General features: G+C 58.5%; 16 protein-coding genes and 1 riboswitch. Of the genes, 14 read left to right on the top strand and 2 right to left on the bottom strand.

Features of this window, described 5'->3' with window-relative positions; genetic code table 11:
* Positions 1-60: 60 nt before the first annotated feature.
* Positions 61-927: an OmpW/AlkL family protein gene (locus ASO19_RS06735; RefSeq protein WP_043559061.1), complete on the bottom strand. Its 867-nt coding sequence runs from the start codon at positions 925-927 to the stop codon at positions 61-63.
* Between the two features lie 263 nt (positions 928-1,190).
* On the opposite strand from ASO19_RS06735, the gene ASO19_RS06730 reads away from it, so the two are divergent.
* From ASO19_RS06730 to ASO19_RS06695, 8 genes are all read left to right on the top strand, one after another.
* Positions 1,191-1,934, top strand: coding sequence for a Crp/Fnr family transcriptional regulator (locus tag ASO19_RS06730; RefSeq protein WP_227449734.1), 744 nt, complete (start codon positions 1,191-1,193; stop codon positions 1,932-1,934).
* 98 nt (positions 1,935-2,032) lie between these two features.
* Positions 2,033-2,557: a hypothetical protein gene (locus tag ASO19_RS06725; protein ID WP_081562411.1), complete on the top strand. Its 525-nt coding sequence runs from the start codon at positions 2,033-2,035 to the stop codon at positions 2,555-2,557.
* A gap of 110 nt (positions 2,558-2,667) precedes the next feature.
* Positions 2,668-2,819, top strand: a riboswitch (FMN riboswitch).
* A 93-nt stretch (positions 2,820-2,912) separates the two neighbouring features.
* Positions 2,913-3,974, top strand: a complete 1,062-nt coding sequence (gene ribD / locus ASO19_RS06720) for a bifunctional diaminohydroxyphosphoribosylaminopyrimidine deaminase/5-amino-6-(5-phosphoribosylamino)uracil reductase RibD (RefSeq protein WP_243831558.1) — start codon at positions 2,913-2,915, stop codon at positions 3,972-3,974.
* Between the two features lie 4 nt (positions 3,975-3,978).
* A complete protein-coding gene (locus tag ASO19_RS06715; protein WP_081562410.1) occupies positions 3,979-4,629 on the top strand; it encodes a riboflavin synthase in 651 nt (216 codons plus the stop codon).
* A gap of 5 nt (positions 4,630-4,634) precedes the next feature.
* Positions 4,635-5,879: a bifunctional 3,4-dihydroxy-2-butanone-4-phosphate synthase/GTP cyclohydrolase II gene (locus tag ASO19_RS06710; RefSeq protein WP_043559442.1), complete on the top strand. Its 1,245-nt coding sequence runs from the start codon at positions 4,635-4,637 to the stop codon at positions 5,877-5,879.
* A 3-nt stretch (positions 5,880-5,882) separates the two neighbouring features.
* A complete protein-coding gene (gene ribH, locus ASO19_RS06705; RefSeq protein WP_043559053.1) occupies positions 5,883-6,353 on the top strand; it encodes a 6,7-dimethyl-8-ribityllumazine synthase in 471 nt (156 codons plus the stop codon).
* A 269-nt stretch (positions 6,354-6,622) separates the two neighbouring features.
* Positions 6,623-7,564 carry a glycosyltransferase family 2 protein gene (locus tag ASO19_RS06700; protein WP_043559049.1) on the top strand — a complete coding sequence of 314 codons (942 nt, stop codon included), beginning with the start codon at positions 6,623-6,625 and terminating at the stop codon, positions 7,562-7,564.
* 18 nt (positions 7,565-7,582) lie between these two features.
* On the top strand, positions 7,583-8,995 hold the full coding sequence (locus ASO19_RS06695) for a hypothetical protein (RefSeq protein ID WP_081562409.1): 1,413 nt from the start codon (positions 7,583-7,585) through the stop codon (positions 8,993-8,995).
* Between the two features lie 96 nt (positions 8,996-9,091).
* On the opposite strand, the gene ASO19_RS06690 is transcribed toward ASO19_RS06695, so the two are convergent.
* On the bottom strand, positions 9,092-10,585 hold the full coding sequence (locus ASO19_RS06690) for an ArnT family glycosyltransferase (RefSeq protein WP_146046925.1): 1,494 nt from the start codon (positions 10,583-10,585) through the stop codon (positions 9,092-9,094).
* Between the two features lie 285 nt (positions 10,586-10,870).
* Here ASO19_RS06690 and ASO19_RS06685 point away from each other — a divergent pair, with 285 nt between their 5' ends.
* From ASO19_RS06685 to rfbD, 6 genes are all read left to right on the top strand, one after another.
* Positions 10,871-12,220: a glycosyltransferase family 39 protein gene (locus ASO19_RS06685; RefSeq protein WP_146046924.1), complete on the top strand. Its 1,350-nt coding sequence runs from the start codon at positions 10,871-10,873 to the stop codon at positions 12,218-12,220.
* A gap of 126 nt (positions 12,221-12,346) precedes the next feature.
* Entirely contained in the window at positions 12,347-13,759 is a 1,413-nt protein-coding gene (locus tag ASO19_RS06680; RefSeq protein WP_081562406.1) for a mannose-1-phosphate guanylyltransferase/mannose-6-phosphate isomerase, read from the top strand.
* A 189-nt stretch (positions 13,760-13,948) separates the two neighbouring features.
* On the top strand, positions 13,949-15,004 hold the full coding sequence (gene rfbB, locus ASO19_RS06675) for a dTDP-glucose 4,6-dehydratase (RefSeq protein ID WP_043559038.1): 1,056 nt from the start codon (positions 13,949-13,951) through the stop codon (positions 15,002-15,004).
* Positions 15,001-15,924: a glucose-1-phosphate thymidylyltransferase RfbA gene (gene rfbA, locus ASO19_RS06670; protein ID WP_227449732.1), complete on the top strand. Its 924-nt coding sequence runs from the start codon at positions 15,001-15,003 to the stop codon at positions 15,922-15,924. Before rfbB ends, rfbA begins: the two co-directional genes overlap by 4 nt.
* Positions 15,925-16,001: 77 nt before the next feature.
* Positions 16,002-16,562 (top strand): dTDP-4-dehydrorhamnose 3,5-epimerase, encoded by a 561-nt coding sequence (gene rfbC, locus ASO19_RS06665; RefSeq protein WP_081562405.1) that lies wholly within the window; start codon positions 16,002-16,004, stop codon positions 16,560-16,562.
* Positions 16,563-16,607: 45 nt separating this feature from the next.
* The gene (rfbD, locus tag ASO19_RS06660; protein WP_103765651.1) at positions 16,608-17,498 is read left to right on the top strand and encodes a dTDP-4-dehydrorhamnose reductase; all 891 of its coding nucleotides are present in this window, start codon (positions 16,608-16,610) and stop codon (positions 17,496-17,498) included.
* Positions 17,499-17,566: the final 68 nt, after the last annotated feature.

The following is a 17,566-nucleotide window of genomic DNA, read 5'->3' as shown; positions in this document are numbered from 1 at the left end:
AAGGGGCCGCAATTACTCTGCGGCCCCTTTCCCGAATGATCTGATGTTGTTGTGGAAAGATCAGAAGCGGTATTCGATACCGGCACCAACAACAGTCGGATGCACGTCATCATGAACACGGACCCGACCACCAGTAATGGGGTTGCCGCGCTGGCTCAGATGAACGCTCTGATTGAACAGAAGGATCTGTTTGATATCGAAGTTGAAGAACCAGTTGCCGACCAGCTGGTAATCAAACCCGAGGTTGAAGCTCGGCCCGACGTTGGTTTTCATGTGCATGGCATCAAACACGGCCCCGTTGAAGGCCCCACCCAGATTGGTGGCCTGATGCATGTTGTGGAAGATGGCCACCGTGATGCCAAGACCGGCATAGGGGTTGAAGCGCTTGTGCGGGCGGAAGTGGTAGGCGGCTGTCAGTGTCGGGGGGAGAATCCAGAAGCTGCCAGCATCCAGCTTGCCCAGGTTGCCGACATGGGCAGCGGCTTCATGACGGGTGGAAGAAGCAATGAGGTCCAGGGAGAGGTGGTCCGTCAGGAAATATTCAAGCGTCAGTTCCGGCATGACCTGGTTGGTCACGCTTACATTGTGGCGGAAGATGCTGCCACCAGCCAGAGCTGCCGCAGGTGAGCTGGCATTCAGCTTGACGCGGGAGCCGGTGTTGTTGGTGATTACGCCGAGAGCGGAGAGGCGGACAACGAAGTCCCCTTTGCCAAGGCCGATCTTGGTATTGGCACAGGTCTGGAAAATGCCGCAGCGATGGTCATCCGGAGCATGAAGATGCACGGAAGCATCCGGAGCAGCCTGCATGGTGCTGGATGCGGATACGGAGGTGTGGGCTCCTGGCGCTGCTGTCTGGGCAACGGCGAAGGAGACAGACCCAAGAGCAAACAGCGCAGCTGTGGCCATCCGGGTGAAGGTGCGGCTCATTTTTCCTAGAATCCTCGATGAGTTACAACGGCGTGGCGAAAATGGACAAAATGTAATTGTTCCTTTCCCGCCTATAAGAATGATCCGCCTCGAAAACAAGAAAAAATTTATAACTGTAATAGGGCATTAACTGAAAATATTCTAGAAATTGATCTATATCAAAAAACGGGGCTTTGCTTATCACTGTCATAAGGAAGGTTTCTTTTCCAAGGGGGGGGTAACCCGCTAACTCTGACACCGGCTATAGTGAGACAGGAAAGATAATGGTGGAAACAGGTCGCAGCCTCATGGAGGCCGTTCGGGAACGGTGTGGTCGCTGCCCTGGCCGTTCGGTCAGTATCTGCAACGTCATTGAGGACCAGGACCTTCCTGCCCTTGTGGCGGAATCTTCCCGGGTGGTTGTTCAGGCGGGGCGCTGTTTCATACAGGAAGGCGCACCGGCGCACGATTTTTATGTGCTGACAGGCGGCCGGGCCAAGCTGTTCAGTCTCATGCCTGATGGGCGTCGGCAGATTGTCGGTTTTGCAGAAGTGGGAGATTTTCTGGGGCTGGCCTCCTCAGAGAGTTATGCCTTCACCGCAGAAGCTCTGGGAGAGGTGACACTCTGCCGGTTCCCCCATTCTGCCATCGACCGTCTCGTGGAGCGCTTCCCCCGTCTGCATGGTCGCCTCCAGCAGGAGGCTTCCAGCGAGCTGGTCAAGATGCAGGCGCGGCTCATGCTTCTGGGGCGCAAGACGGCCCGTGAGCGTCTGGCCAGTTTCCTTGTCGAACAGGCCAGCCCCTGCTGTGCCCATGCGCTGAAGGATGAGCACGGCCCGCTGACACTGCCCCTGCCCATGTCCCGGACAGACATTGCCGATTATCTGGGGTTGACGATCGAAACGGTGAGCCGGACGTTCAGCCTGTTCAGGAAAGAGGGGCTGATCAGCATCAGGGGGGCCAGTTCCGTCACGCTTCTGTCACCGGGGCTGCTGAGCGACATGGCTGGTGGCATAAAGCGGAGCTGAGCCTTCAGGAGTGTGGCATGGCCTTTTTTTAACTTTGGGGATGTAACCTCGTGGTGTAGTGAATGGACGCATCCGGTACTCATTCTAGGAGCTGCTTCATGAAGATCCGTACTCTGTTTACAGTTTCACTGCTTGCCTCGTCCTTTGCCCTGCTGCCGCAGGCTCATGCTTATGATCCGAATGATCCGCTGGCCATCCAGAGCAGCATGGACAGCGTGACGAAGTCCATCCAGAACGAAAACGCCAAGCTGCAGGCCCTGCAGGAGAAGTATGCTGGCGCTCCGGAGCGTGCCCGTGCCCGCATCCAGAAGCGCATGGATGCCCTCCAGTCCGACGTGAAGCAGCGTCAGGAGCGTCTGCAGAACCTTCAGGACAAGTACAAGAACCTTGCCGCTGACAAGAAGGCCGAGATCCAGAAGAACATTGATGATCGCAAGCAGCAGATCAAGGATGTGCGCGACAGGTACAGGAATGCGCCGGCTGAGGAGAAGCAGCGCCTCAAGGACCAGCTTGATGCCCAGAAGTCTCAGCTTGACGCCCAGAAGAAGAGCCTGAAGGAGATGCACGACAGCACGGTGCAGTCCGGCAAGGACTTCGTCCATTCCCTGAAGGGCGGTTTCTGATCTTCTACAGGATCGGTCCTGACAGGACAGGGTGATGAGAGAGGCCGCTCCCATTGGGGCGGCCTCTTGCTCTTTGGGGGGAGTGCCTCCATATAGGGCATGATTGAGATAGACGTTCTCGGGGCAGGGTGGAATTCCCTACCGGCGGTGTTGGTGGCTTTGGCTGCCTCAGCCCGCGAGCGCCCTGCATCCGTGCAGGGGACAAGCAGACCCGGTGTGAATCCGGGGCCGACGGTCAGAGTCCGGATGAGAGAGAACGTTCTTCCTGTCCATCGCGGGAGGGGGGGATGCCGCCTTTCCGTGAGGGGGGAAGGCGTGACGTCGCCGCGAACGTCCCTGAGACGATTGGGGACTGATGATGACAGATGTGTCGAGTGGGACACGAAGAACGGACAGCCCGCCCCCGCCGCTGGAGAGCGTGCGGGCCGGTTTCCGGGAGGCCGTGAAGGCGGCCGTGCAGAAGATGGGGGCGACCGCTCCCAATCCGGCGGTGGGCTGCGCCCTGCTGGATGGTGAAGGGCACCTGCTCGCCGTGGGAGCACATCCCGCTGCGGGCCAGCCTCATGCCGAGGTCATGGCGCTGGAGCAGGCCCGGGAGAAAGGCGTGCTGGAGCAGGTCCGCACTGCCCTGGTGACGCTGGAACCCTGCAACCATCATGGCCGGACTCCTCCCTGTAGCGACCGGCTGAAGAACAGTCCCGTGCAGACCGTGTGGATCGGTGCCCGGGACCCCAACCCGCAGGCCAGAGGGGGAGCGGACCATCTGGCCGGGGGCCTCTCTCCGAAACAGGTGCATTTTCTGGCCGATGAACCCGGCCTGCGCTCTCTGGCGCAGGACTGTGCCGCACTGCTCGCACCGTTTGCCTGCCGTGTGACGCAGGGCCGCCCGTGGCTGAGTGTGAAGCAGGCTCTGGACGGGCACGGCAGCATGATTCCTCCGGAAGGGCAGAAGACCTTCACCTCGTCCGCATCCCTGCGGCTGGCCCATCAGCTCCGGCGGGCCTGTGACGCCGTGGTGACGGGGATCGGGACCGTTCTGGCTGATGACCCGTCCTTTACCGTGCGGCATGTGTCCGATCACGCCGGGCGGGCACCCCGGCCCCTGATCGTGCTGGACCGGCAGGGCCGTCTTCCAGCCGCCTGGCGTCAGGCCCGGGAGGCGGACGGGTTCCATGTGGAACAGTGCCGTGACCTGTCATCCCTGCCTGCCCTTCTGGGGCAGATGGACATCAACTGGGCCCTGATCGAGGCCGGACCTGCCCTGCTGGCCAGCGTGCGGGAGGCGGGCTTGTGGGATGACTGGCTGACCATCCGTCATGAGGGGGCCGACAGGGACGACCAGCTTTCCATTACCCTGCGTGAAGAGAGTGCGGACAAGCGGAGCCCGATCCAGCTTCTGCGCCAATATGGGGACTAAGACCATGTTTTCAGGAATCATCGAACGTGTTGGCGACGTGCAGTCCGTGTCCCTGCGGGACAGGGCCATGGATGTACGGATCGCCACCCATTTTACCGATCTGACGGAAGGTGAAAGCATCGCCACCAATGGCGTGTGCCTGACCGTGACCCGTTTCACGCCCGAGGGTGTGGCGGATTTCCATCTGAGTGGTGAGACGCTGGCCCGGACGGCTCTGGGTGACCTCGTGGAGGGGGCCCGGGTGAATCTGGAACGGGCCGTCAGCCTCAATACACGGCTTTCCGGCCATATCGTGCAGGGGCATGTCGATGCGGTAGGCAGGCTGACCCATGTTGCCGAAGCTGGGGAATCACATCATCTGCGGATTTTCATGCCTGCTTCCCTGCGCCGCTATGTCATCGAGAAAGGGTCCATCACCATCAATGGCATCAGCCTGACGGTGAATGAGGTGCATGATGATGTGCGCCATGACGGGCAGGAAGGCTTTGAGATCAGCCTGATGATCATTCCCCATACATGGACCCATACGGACCTTTCCACGCTGGCCATCGGGGCGAAGGTGAATCTGGAAGTGGACATGATGGCCAAATATGTGGAGACGCTCCTGCGCCACACGCCGGAAGAGGAACTGCGTTACAGGGGAGATGCCCGGTGAGCAGCCTGTCTTCAAACCTGAAGGCCGCCATCGCCGCCGTGCGGGCTGGCCGCATGGTCGTGATGGTGGATGATGAGGATCGGGAGAATGAAGGTGATCTCATTCTGCCAGCCCAGTTTGCCACGCAGGAGACCATCAATTTCATGGCCCGTCAGGCCTGCGGGCTGATCTGCCTGTCCCTTGAGGCTGACCAGATAGACCGGCTTGGCCTGTCTCCCATGGTGGCGAAGAATCAGGACCCGCGGGGCACGGCCTTCACCGTGTCCATCGAGGCCGCCCACGGCGTGACGACGGGCATTTCCGCTGCCGAGCGTGCCCATACGATTCAGGTGGCATCTGCGCCGGATGCGACACCGGCGGACATCATCTCCCCCGGTCACATGTTCCCCCTGCGGGCTAACCCTGATGGCGTGATGGCCCGGGAGGGGCATACGGAAGGAGCTGTTGACCTCATGCGGCTGGCAGGTCTGCGTCCGGCTGGTGTGATCTGTGAGATCATGGCCGAGGATGGCACGATGATGCGTCTGCCGGAGCTGCGTCACTATGCCCGTCGGCACGGTCTGCCGCTCATCAGCATTGCCGAAATGCGCCGCTGGATTGCTGAACATGGGCGGGGTGATGTCGGAGCTCTGGACATGGCAGAAGCGCCATTGTCGGAGGAAGCCCAGCTTGCCGTGGCCGACCTGCCGACCGTGTGTGGTGGAGAGGATCTGCGTGTCCATGCCTTCCGTGGAGCTGATGGTGTGGAACATCTGGCCCTTGTGAAAGGGAAGCCTGACCAGACCGTGCCGCTGGTCCGCCTTCATTCGGAATGTGTGACGGGGGATGCGCTGGGGTCGCTGCGCTGCGACTGTGGCCCACAGCTGCGGGAAGCCCTGAAGCGGATTGCGGCGGCGGAATCAGGCGTGCTGCTCTATCTGCGGGGGCATGAGGGCCGGGGGATCGGTCTGGCCAACAAGATACGGGCCTATGAGCTTCAGGATCAGGGCATGGACACGGTTGATGCCAATGAGGCGCTTGGTCTGCCCGCTGATGCCCGCCGCTGGGATATGGCGGCCCATATGTTGGCCAGTCTCGGCGTGACCCGCCTGCGCCTGCTGACGAACAACCCGGAAAAAGAGCGTGGCCTGACGGAGGCCGGACTGGTGGTGGAAGCCGTGGAACGGCTTGTCGTGCCATCCAATCCGTTCAACCGCCATTATCTGGAAACGAAACGCACCCGTATGGGGCATATGCTGCAGGAGAGCTGAACCATGAGCAAACATATCGCTACGGCCCCGGAAGGCCTGAAACTCAATCCAGCGCCAAGACTGGCCCTGCTGGTCAGCCGCTTCAACCCTGATGTGACGGGCGGTCTGCGTGATGGTGCGCTGGAGTGGCTGAAGGAACGTGGCATTGATGAGACGGTGGATGTCTATGAGGCCCCCGGTGCGTTCGAGCTGCCCATCATGGCCCAGCACCTTGCCCGTAAGGGTATCTATGAGGGGGTGATCTGCCTCGGCTGTGTCATCAAGGGGGATACGGCTCATTTCGAGTTCATTTCCATGGGGGCCACTGTTGGCATCATGCAGGCTCAGCTGGCGAATGATGTGCCGATTTCTTTCGGTATTCTGACAACCTATACGGACGAACAGGCCATCGTGCGCTCCCGGGGGGATGAGCACAACAAGGGCCGTGAGGCCGCTGCGGCCTGCTTTGAGACGGTGGCCTTCCTGCGGAAGTGATCTGGCCCTCCTGTATGGCAAGAAACATTCCTGCCCTGTGGAGACAGGTCAGGAATGTTGCCGCCAGGTCATTGGTTGACGCGCTTCATGGGCCCGGAGGTGGCCTGATATTTGATGGAGAACGGCGAGGTATTTAACAATCGTGCAATAGAAGTCCCCATATAATGCTTCTGGCAGGATTGTTGCGTTTCTGTGCCCGACATCATAGACAGAGTGACTGATACCTGTATGGAATTTTATTGTCCTGAAATGTTCGGAAAGAGGTTTGCGTGGATTTTGAGACCATAAAGGTGGCCGTCCTCATCCCCTGTTACAATGAAGAAATGACAGTGGGGCATGTTGTGGAGAAATTCACGAGGCACATGCCGGGGGCGGAGATTTATGTCTATGACAACAATTCCACCGACCGGACAGTGGACGTTGCCCGGGCCGCAGGGGCAATTGTCCGGACAGAGCGGATGCAGGGGAAAGGGTACGTCGTCCGGCGGATGTTCTCCGACATTGATGCAGATTTCTACATCCTGATTGATGGTGATGAGACCTACGAGGCCGAGGCGGCCCCCAGGCTGCTGGAGCATGCGTATGAGCATGGTCTGGACATGGTCAATGGGGCTCGTGTCACGGACCGTCCGGCGGCGTATCGCATGGGTCATGTATTGGGCAACCGGATGCTGACGGGGCTGGTGACCATGATTTTCGGGCGTCGCCTTACGGACATGCTGTCCGGCTATCGGGTTTTCTCAAAGCGGTTCGTCAAGTCATTCCCGGCCTTGTCCCAGGGGTTCGAGACGGAAACCGAGTTTACCATTCATGCGCTGGAGCTGGGGTTGCCTGTCGGTGAGCTGAAGACGGCTTATGTCGAGCGGCCACCGGGCAGCGTGTCCAAACTGAGCACTTACAAGGACGGTATCAGGATACTCTGCACGATCGTCCAGATCGTGAAGCTGGAAAAGCCGTTTCTGCTGTTTTCCTCCATTGCGGCTGTCCTGTTTGTCCTGGGGCTTGGGTTGGGGATTCCTGTCGTTTCCTTCTATCTCCGGCAGGGTGTCGTCCCCCGCCTGCCAACAGCCCTGCTGGCCACGGCTCTGGTGCTGCTCTCTTTCCTGAGTTTTGTCTGTGGGTTGATCCTCGACACGATTGCCATTGCCCGGAAAGAGCAGAAGAGGCTGACCTATCTTTCCTATCCTGCCGTCTTTCCAGACAGGCGCTGAGCTGCCGGGAGCGCTGTGATGTTCTGCAAGAAAAACGTGACCACGGTCATATGGTGTGCCGCCATCGTGTGGAGTATCATGGGTATTCTGTCATGGTCCCATCTGCCGATAGAATACCGGCCCGGTGGGCTGCGGCTGACTTTCAACAGCATGATCGATCACATGCTGCATGGCCATTTTGATGTGGACCCGAAGACCGTGGAAGAGGAGGGTTTCCTCCGGAATGGGAAAGTGTATGCCTACTGGGGCATTTTCCCCTCCCTGCTGAGGTTGCCAGTCCTGCTGTTCCCCAATGGGTTGCATTGGGACATCACCCGTCTTTCATCCATCATGGCCCTGCTGATGATCCTGTTTTTCAATTACAGGACATGGCGTTTCGTGTCGGAGCGTTACCTTGGAGGTACGTCCTGGGTTTCGCTCTGTCTGGCCATTGCCCTTGCTTTTTCGGGTGAACAGGTCTGTTTTTTTGAACACAGCCTGTATCAGGAGGTCTGCTTCTGGGCTCTGGCCTTCGCTTCATGGTTTGTGTACTGCGCCATCCGTGTCCTCTGCGAGAAGGAGTACTGGCGATATGGTGGGGTCTGCATGGCCGTTGCGGCGGGCTGTGCGCTGTTGACCCGTGTTTCGATGGGGATCGGGCTGTATGTGGCGCTGCTCTGTTTTCTCATCATCCATTTTTACAGATGGTGCCGCAGCTTCAGGACGAAGGATGAGGGCGTCACGCTGCTGTCTCTCGTTGTGCCGACAGTCATCTCCGTTCTGGCCATCATCGTGACGGCATATGTGAATTACAGACGATGGGGCAATCCACTTACCTTCGCCAATTACGACCTGTACCTCTACAATGTGGAGTTTCCCAGCCGCATCGTGCGGACCAAAACTTATGGGCTGTTCAATCTTCAGAGATTCTATCTGGGGATTGTCTATTTCTTTGTACCGGTGTGGATTTTCCAGAAGGCTGACGGGCATTACGTTCTTCAGGATAGTTTCACGCGGCTGATTGATGCGAATGAGCTGCCACCCAGCAGCTTCTTTCTGACAGATGGTTTCATGCTGCTCTGTGGTGCGCTGCTGATTGTCGGGCTGCTCCGCAAGGGCCGTGTGTTCCCCATCAATCGGGCAGCGCTTGCTTCTGTCGCCGTATCCTTGGCAATACCGGCTTTCCTGATGATGATTGCCATCAGCATGAATTACCGGTACCGGGCGGAATTCTACCCGGATATCGTTTTCCTCGGGACGCTTGGCTGTGTCTATCTGTACAATAACCTGAAGGATGTACGGGCTCTGAAAAAGATTCTGGTTGCCCTGCTGGTTGTCAGTGTTGTCTCATCCAATCTCAATATTTTCCTGTATGGGGAAAGTGAGCTCGGCCCTGCCTATCTCTACATCAAGGACGGTATCTTTTCTTATTACTACCATCGGGTTTTCTGAAAAAGCAGGAAGTTCTCCTGCCTGAAGATCAAAAAAAGGCGGCTTCTCCGGGAGAGGGAGAAGCCGCCTTTTGCAATCATGGCGCCTGCGGGAGGATCAACGGATCCTCCTGTAGATTATGAACCCGCTGAAGGCATAGCGTGGGGGATGTTCGTAGATCATCTCATAATGCTGTTTGAGCTCTCTTGTGAGAACAGCATAGGTATCCCGGTTGATGGACATGTCATGCTCGGTATCGTCGGCAGAGAGGAGAATGTAGAGGGGTTTCTGGGCCAGTATGGCTTCGGTCTCCTGCACAGGGTCGATGCCCAGAGCGTCCCGTTCCGTATCGGCGCTGAGATGGGCCGAAAAGGGGAAGCGTGTCAGATGGCAATAAGGGACACTGTCCAGCAGAATATCAGGCGTGTCGTAATTGAAGACACAGCCGACAGGGGATGAAAGACGGGAGACGGCCTGCCGCAGGGTGGAAAGATCGCTGGCACGGTTGATCTTCTTTTCTGTGTCGTAGGTGCGGATGCCCCCCCATACCAGCAGCAGCACGAGCCAGAGACGGCTGAAAGGGGAGGCCCAGAGTGGTGCTGCGGTTATGAAAAAGGCCGGATAAAGGGGCAGGGAATAGTGTTTGGTAAAGGTGTTGAAGAGGGCAAAACCGGCAAAGGCTGTCCACGCCCACCCGCCAAGGAAAAGGGAGAGAGGCTGGCAGTGGGCGGTCTGTTTTCTGAAGAGAAAGCGCAGGACTGTCGTGCCGAGCAGGATGCCCAGCATGACAAGGCACCAGTATACATTATGCAACCACTGGTGCAGAGAGGCAGCCGGGATGGGTTTTTTCAGGAAGATGGAGACGGTGTTGGCAAACCACCATTCCTGGAAGTGGCCGTCCAGCGCATAGAACAGCATGACAGCCAGTGTTGGCACGAGGGCAAGCCCACACCAGATGATGGCATGGCCCATGACCTGCTTCAGGGTACCGCCCTGCCGGTAGGTCAGTCCCATCAGGAACAGCCCGACATAGATGCCTTCAAAAACGACAGATGTTTTCAGCTGGAGAGCGATGCCAAACAGCAGCATGACTCCCGCTCCCGTCTGGAACAGGGTGAGGCGGGCCTGCCCGGCCATGAACCGTGCGACCAGCAGGATGGCCCAGACGACCAGCAGATTATAGAAGATGGGCGTCTGGCCGCCGCAGCCCTGTGAGTTGGCAATCCAGACCAGATAGAGACAGCCAGCACAGAGGGCCCCTCCGACCGGGGCGATGAGGCGGGCGACCTTCATGCACAGGATGGACGTCGCCCAGGCACTCAGCAGGGCAATGGCCTGATAGGCCCAGATGCGGTAAGGACCGAAAAGGTGGAAAAGTTCATAGAGCAGAAAGATGCCGATGGGTTTTCTGTCCCATATGTCGACATAGGGCAGTTCGCCATGCAGCATTCTGCCACCGACAAGCATATAGAATTCTTCATCAGCGAAGATGAAGGGATTCCCGAACACCATGAAACGGGTCAGGATTGCCATGACAAACAGTAGAGAGTACGCTACGTACTTGCTGTCCAGTGACCGGGCAAGGCGGTCCCGGAGTGAATTATATGACATGCAGGTGGCCAGTTAAGTATAAGGACGATTTTCTTTAGAAGAAAACGAGAGCGCATTCTATACGCAGGACGCATGGGGTCAAATATATTTGGCTGTTTCAGGCAGTAAATCGTTATATTTTTTTGTGCTACAGGGCCCTTTGTAAAGGAAGTGTTAGGAATAAGACGATGTTTTTTTCAGGGGTTGGATCCGTTCATGTCTAAAAAAGAGGACAGTTTTGTATGGCCCTGGTGTCTGGCCTGGGCAGTTCTGTTTCTTCTGACATGTCTCCGGACTGTACTTGTCATGTTCCATCATGTCCCGCTGGACGTCAATGAGGGGTGGAATGCCCAGCTGGCCAGCTGGACAGCCGGTGGAGATCACCAGCTTTATTCATCGGACCGGGGTTTTGTTTTCAACAATTACCCGCCTCTCTCTTTTGTATTGATGGGCGGGCTGGTCCGGCTCGGGTTCGATGCCATCATTACAGGCCGCATCCTGTCCTGCCTGTCCGTTCTTGCATCGGCCGTGTTGATCGTCCGCATCATCCAGGTCGTGACAGGCAGACTTCCGGTGGCCCTGGCCACGGCATCCCTGTTCCTTGTCACGGCGAATACAGCCTTTCAGGGTTATTTCGGGATGAATGACCCACAATGGCTGGCCCAGGCCCTGATGTTGGGGGGGCTGTACGTGGCGGTCAGCCGGAATGTGGCTGACCTGACATGGCGGCGCCTGTTTCTCTGTGCTGTCCTGATCGTGCTGGGGGGCTTTACCAAGCATAATCTCGTGGCCTTGCCGCTGGCCCTGTCTGTCTGGCTGCTCTGCATCGACCTGAAAAAAGCCGTCCTCTGGGGCATGATGGCGGCCGGGCTGCTGCTGGTCGGGTTTGCCAGCTGCTACGAGGTTTACGGGGTCAGTTTTTTCCGGGATGTTTTTCTCCATCAGCGGGTCATCCGGTTGGGGCGGGTCATTCATGGCCTGCGGCAGCTGCCACTCATGGGGGGGATGCTTCTGGTCGGGCTTGGGCTCTTCTTCCGGCAATGGCGCTCCCTGAAATGGCAGGACCCGGCCTGTCTGGTGGGGTTGTTTCTGGCGTTCGGCTGTCTGTTCGGCTGTCTTGAATCGCTGGGCGAAGGTGTTGATTACAATTGCATGTTTGATGCCTTTGTGGCGGCGACCCTGTTGTGCGGGATCGGGCTGGCCCGTCTTCCAGAGGGGCCGGAGCAGAAGCGGCGCTTTGTCCGGGCCTGCTGCGTGATGAGCCTGCCCCTGCTGTTCCTGCTGCCGCTGTGGGGGGTGACTTCTTACAGGCAGGTCCAGACGGTCAGTCTGAAAGACCGTGAGTGGCAGACCTACATACAGGCGCTGAAGATGCACAGCACATCCCTGCTCTGTACGGATATGGCCCTGTGCTACTGGGCGAATAGCCGTGATGCCATTGATGGGTTCAATCTTTCACAGGCGCTGAAGAAAAATCAGGATATTGTGGCCCTGCGTAGCGTGATCGCCCAGCACCGGTTTTCCCTTGTGCAGCTTTACGGTACCTCGGCCCATTACAGCAGCGGCAATCTCACTGTGGATAGCTGGCTGGCGAAGGCTGGCTATCGGCCAGTCATGGATAATGGTGAGCTGATTCTTCTCGGATACGTCCACTGAGGCAGGGAAGCTGCCAGAGTTGTGGCGGCGGCTCTATCCGGTAGCCGCATGAACATGGTATCATAATAGCTAACATGATTTTTATGACCAGAGGCTGGATGACAGCCTGCGCTGGAAAGGTGTGCGATGATTGTTCCTGTTGTTCTCTCCGGTGGGTCCGGAACACGACTTTGGCCGGTCTCCCGTAAAAGCTATCCCAAGCAGTTCTGTGCTCTGCTGAGCAAGGACACGCCGTTTCAGGAAACTGTGCAGCGGACACGGGCGCTTGGGCTGGAGGCCGCCCCCATTGTGGTGGGGAATCGTGAGCATCGCTTCATCATGGCTGAGCAGCTGCGGCAGACAGGCATCGAGGCAGCGAGTATCATTCTTGAACCGGTTGCCCGCAATTCTGCTGCTGCCATGGCTGCTGCCGCTTTCTGGCAGGCCCGGCAGGACGAGGAGGCCATTCTCTGGTTCATGCCAGCCGATGCTGCCATAGAGGGGCAGGAAGCGCTGAAGCAGGCGCTGGAGCAGGCCTGTGAGGCCGCCCGGCAGGATTATATCGTGACCTTTGGCATCCGGCCGAACCGGGCAGAAACGGGCTATGGATACATCCAGCAGGGCCCCCTCCTGGATGGGCAGGAGAATGCCTATCACATTGCCCGTTTTCTGGAGAAGCCGGATGCCGAAAGGGCCAAGGTCCTTGCCAGTGATGGGCAGCATCTCTGGAACTCGGGAATGTTTGTGGCCCGTGCCCGTGTCTTCCTTGAGGAACTGAAAAAATACGAACCGGCCATTCATGAGGCCGTGTCCCGTGCAGTGCAGGAAACCAGCTGCGACCTTGGCTTTGTTCAGCTGGCCGGAGAAACTTTCTCCCGTGCCCCATCCATTTCCGTGGATTATGCCGTGGCGGAGCGGACGGATCGTGCCGCAGTCGTACCGTCCAGTTTCTCCTGGATGGATGTCGGCAGCTGGGATGCCGTCTGGGAGCTGACCCCCAAAGATGAAAACGGTAATGCCGTACAGGGCAACGTGTTTCTGGACCGTGCCCGGAACTGTTACGTCAAGTCCGATGGCATCGTGGCGACCGTGACCGGTGTGGATGATCTCATCATCATCGTGACGGGGGATGCCGTCATGGTGTCACATCGGGAGCGGGCGCAGGACATCAAGCACATGGTGTCACGCCTGCGGGATGAGGGCCATACGGAGGCGGAACAGCATGTCCGCATGTACCGCCCATGGGGATTCTATGAGAGTCTCATCCAGGGGGACCGTTTCCAGGTGAAGAGGATCCATGTCAGTCCCGGGGAGAAATTGTCCCTCCAGAAGCACTTCCACCGTTCGGAGCACTGGGTTGTCGTGGCGGGTACGGCCCTCGTGACACGGGATGACGAGCAGATCACGGTGCGGGAGAATGAGAGCATCTATCTGCCGCTTGGCTGCGTACACAGGCTGGAGAATCCGGGTCGCATCCCTGTCACGCTGATCGAGGTGCAGTCCGGCCCTTATCTGGGAGAGGATGACATCGTCCGTCTGGATGACGTGTATCAGCGGTAGGTGCCATCATCGTTACTATTACTGGCAGGAGCCCGGACATGTGGCCCATGTATCGGGTGGACTTTCAGGAATGGAAACCGTTTTTTTGCCTGATATGTTTATTATGAACAGAGGGTAGCGGGAATATTGTCGGCAGTGGGGGGCTTTTGGGTAAAGTTCCCCCGACAGATTGATGGATGAGGAGGCATGATGAGGGTTGCGGTAACAGGTGGATGCGGCTTCATAGGGTCCGCTGTCGTGCGGCACCTCATGGAGGGGACCAGCCATCAGGTTCTCAATGTGGACTGCATGACCTATGCAGCCTCCGAGGAGACGGTGGCTGCCGTGGCGTCCGATCCACGCTACCGTCATGTGCGTATTTCCATCAATGACCAGCCAGCCGTGGAGAAGGCTCTGGCAGAGTTCCAGCCGGATGCCATCATGCATCTGGCAGCAGAGAGCCATGTTGACCGCTCCATCGAGGGGCCGGGTGCCTTCATTCAGACCAACATCGTGGGGACGTATTGTCTGCTGGATGTAGCCCGCCGGTACTGGATGGGGCTGGATGGGGCGAAGAAGGCTGGATTCCGGTTTCTTCACATCTCGACGGACGAGGTTTTCGGTCATCTGTCACCGGAGGATCCTCCTTTTACGGAGGAGACGGCCTACGACCCCCGCAGCCCGTATTCGGCCAGCAAGGCGGCTTCCGACCATCTGGTGCGGGCCTGGTACCATACCTATGGTTTTCCGGCCTTCGTGACGAACACGACCAACAATTACGGGCCTTGGCATTTCCCGGAAAAACTGATCCCGCTCATGATCATCAATGCGCTGGAGGGCAAGCCCCTGCCTGTTTACGGCAAGGGCGAGAATCTGCGGGACTGGCTCTTTGTGGAGGATCACGCCAGGGCACTGGTCCGGGCTGTGGAGCATGGCAGACCGGGTGAGACTTACGCCATCGGGGCCAGGCAGCCCCGTAGCAATCTGGAGGTTGTGCGCAGGATATGCGCCCTGCTGGATGAGCTGGAGCCGGACCCGGCCGGCCCGAGGGAGCGGCTGATCACTTTTGTCAGTGACAGGCCGGGGCATGACTTCCGGTATGAGATTGATCCCAGCCATGCCGAGCGCTGTCTCGACTGGGAGGCGGAGCACGATTTCGAGACAGGCCTGCGCAGGACTGTCCAGTGGTATCTGGATAACAGGGCATGGTGGCAGCGCCTGCGCCGCCAGCGGTACGATGGCCGGAGACTGGGAGCTGAGGCATGACGGGTATGCTGAAAGAAACGACTGACCAACCGCCAACAAAGGGTATCCTGCTGTCCGGTGGGTCCGGGACGCGCCTGTACCCGATGACGCTGGCTGTCTCCAAGCAGCTTCTGCCTGTCTATGACAAGCCGATGATCTATTATCCGCTGACGACCCTGATCCTGGCAGGGATACGGGATATCATGATCATCACCACGCCGGATGATCAGGCGCAGTTCCAGCGTCTGCTGGGCACGGGTGAGCAGTTTGGCGTGACTTTCACCTATCGTGTCCAGCCGAAGCCGGAGGGGATTGCACAGGCTTTTCATATTGCCGAAGACTGGATCAATGGTGCGCCTTGTGCCCTGATTCTGGGGGACAACCTCATTTTTGCTGATGGGCTGCGACATATGTTGCGGGATGCCACACAGCGGTCTCATGGTGCGACGGTATTCGCCTATCAGGTGCGGGACCCGGAGCGTTATGGCGTTGTGGCATTCGATGAGGCTGGGCGGGCGCTTGATATTATTGAAAAACCGGTCACACCTCCCTCCCAGTGGGCGGTGACAGGGCTGTATTTCTATGATGGGCGGGTGTGCGACTTTGCCCGTCGGGTGCGTCCCAGTGATCGTGGTGAACTGGAGATCACGGATCTGAACCGCATCTATCTGGAGGAAGGAACGCTGGAGGTGGACCGGCTGGCCCGTGGGTGTGCGTGGCTGGATGCTGGAACACCGGACAGCCTGATGCAGGCCGGTACGTTCGTGCAGGCCATCCAGTCCCGGCAGGGGCTGCTGGTTGGTTCACCAACGGAGGCAGCCTATCGCATGGGATTCATCTCCCATGCGCAGCTTCTGGAGACAGGCACCAGGATGAAGAAAACGCCGCTTGGGCAGATGCTGCTTTATGTGGCAGCAGAGAGTGGGCCGGTAGTGGTGTGAGGCTGCCTGCCCCGGTTCTGCCCGTCCGGGAGGCTCCTGTATCGGGCCATGAAACAGAGAGATGAGGAGATGACGAGATGAAGGTTGAGGCACTGTCCCTGCCCGGCATCGTGAAGGTGACGCCGGCCCGTTTTGGGGATAATCGAGGGTTCTTCTCCGAGACATACAATCAGAAGAGCATGGCTGCGGCTGGCATTCCTGATACGTTCGTGCAGGACAACCAGAGTCTGTCCCGTCAGAAGGGTGTGGTGCGTGGGCTGCACTGCCAGCTGGCCCCTCATGGGCAAGGCAAGCTGGTGCGGGTGACACGGGGGGCCATCTGGGACGTGGCGGTAGATGCACGCACTGGCTCACCGACTTACGGCCAGTGGGTCGGTGTTGAACTGTCGGCTGAAAACTGGTCCCAGCTCTGGCTGCCTGTCGGGTTCCTGCATGGTTTTGTCACGTTGGAGGAAAATACCGAGGTGCAGTACAAATGCACCGGTTTTTATGACAAGGCATCCGAGCGGTCCGTGCGCTGGGATTGCAGCCAGATCGGGATCGACTGGCCGGTGGCCCCGGGGGAGGCTGTTCTCTCGGAGAAAGACCTGGAAGCCCCTTCCTTCGAGGCTGCCAAGGGGTGGTTCGAGTACCGGTGAGTCCCGTGCGGGCTACGTGTTTTCTGGCATGAAAGGGTCTTCATCATGACGAAGCCTTCCATTCTTGTGATCGGCCGGACAGGCCAGCTTGCCACATCCTTGAGAGATCAGGGTGGGGAGCATGTCGTGACCGTTGGCCGCCCGGAGGTGGATTTTGCAGCCCCGGAGACATTGGCTGCGGCCATTGAGACATACCAGCCTGATATTATTGTCAATGCGGCGGCCTGGACGGCGGTCGATCTGGCTGAAACGGAACAGGAAGGGGCCCGGCAGGGCAACCATGCTGGCCCGGCCCGTCTGGCTGAGGAGGCTGCCCGCCGGGGGATTCCGTTCATTCACGTCTCGACGGATTATGTTTTTGATGGCCGGAAGGGAACGCCCTATCTGGAGAGTGATCCGATCAATCCTGTCACGGTTTATGGGCGGACCAAGGCTGATGGGGAGACGGCTGTTCTGAAAGCGCAGCCCCAGAGCATCATCCTGCGGACGGCATGGGTCTACTCCGCTCATGGCAAGAATTTCGTCAAGACGATGCTGAATGCGGGGGCAAGGAATCCCCACCTGCGTGTGGTGGGGGATCAGCGGGGAAACCCGACCTCGTCCGATGATCTGGCCGCTGTGATTCTGGGCATCATCGGGACGATCAGACAGACAGGCTGGCAGGATTCCTATGCTGGTATTTACCATGCCACGGGCGCTGGTGAGGCCACATGGCATGAGCTTGCCTGCCACGCTCTGGAGGAAGCCGCCCGTCATGGCCAGCCCATGCCGAAGGTAGAGGCCATCACTACGGCAGACTGGCCCACACCGGCGGCCCGCCCGGCGGATTCCCGCCTGGACAATGGCAGGCTGGAGCGTGTTTTCGGGCAGAAAATGCCAGACTGGCGTGACAGTGTGGCCCGGACAGTCAGAACCCTGCTGAAGCCTGAGGCCTGAAGAGGCCCTGCCGAAGGGGATGAAAAAAGGCCGTTCCCAATGGGGCGGCCTTTTTTCATATCAGCGGT

Origin of the sequence: Parasaccharibacter apium (assembly GCF_002917995.1) — a bacterium.
Classification (GTDB): domain Bacteria; phylum Pseudomonadota; class Alphaproteobacteria; order Acetobacterales; family Acetobacteraceae; genus Bombella; species Bombella apis.
Note: the sequence above shows the minus strand (reverse complement) of the source record. Positions and strands in the feature narration are given on the sequence as shown.